This window comes from Pseudomonas sp. L13 (genome assembly GCF_009935965.1).
Taxonomy (GTDB): domain Bacteria; phylum Pseudomonadota; class Gammaproteobacteria; order Pseudomonadales; family Pseudomonadaceae; genus Aquipseudomonas; species Aquipseudomonas lactis.
The window spans coordinates 1-527 of sequence record NZ_QODJ01000173.1; the positions used below are offsets into that span (position 1 = coordinate 1).

The 527-nt window shown below is 54.8% G+C and carries 1 protein-coding gene; it reads right to left on the reverse strand.

The genetic code is table 11. From position 1 onward, the window contains the following. Nucleotides 1-527, reverse strand: a 527-nt coding sequence (locus DK871_RS28535) for an immunoglobulin-like domain-containing protein (protein ID WP_161907487.1), incomplete at both ends; no start/stop codon positions are given.

Genomic DNA, 527 nt, shown 5'->3' on the forward strand with positions numbered 1-527 from the left:
GTGCCAGCTTTGTTGGAGAGCGTGGCGGTGTACGTAATCTGCCCACCTTCGTTAACAGCGTTAGGCGCTGTCAGCGTCACTGTGGTGGTGTTATCGGTACCCGGTGTGTCCGTAACGGTAGTGTTCACCGCGGTAGTACCAGGCACCAGGTTCTCGAAATGCTCGCCGCCGGTCACGCCTTTGATAGCGGTGGTGACAGTTTGATCGCCCTTGTAAACATCATCCGGCGCGATGGTGGTGATAGAGCCACTCGACTGATTTACACCGATGGTGATGGTATTGCCGTTGTCCAAGGTTACGGTCAGCGGATTGGTGATGTTGGTCACCGGCGCGCCGTTTTTATCCACAAGGCTAGCGGTGTAAACGATATTGCCGCCTTCGCCGACGGTGGTAGTGGCGGTCAGGACCACATCAACTTTGTCGATAGTGTCATTGATCGTAGTGGTTGCACCGTTGCCTGCCACTTCGAGTTTTTCGAAGTTGCCGCCAGTAGTCTCAGTGATCTTGACGGTCTGGGTGCTCTTATC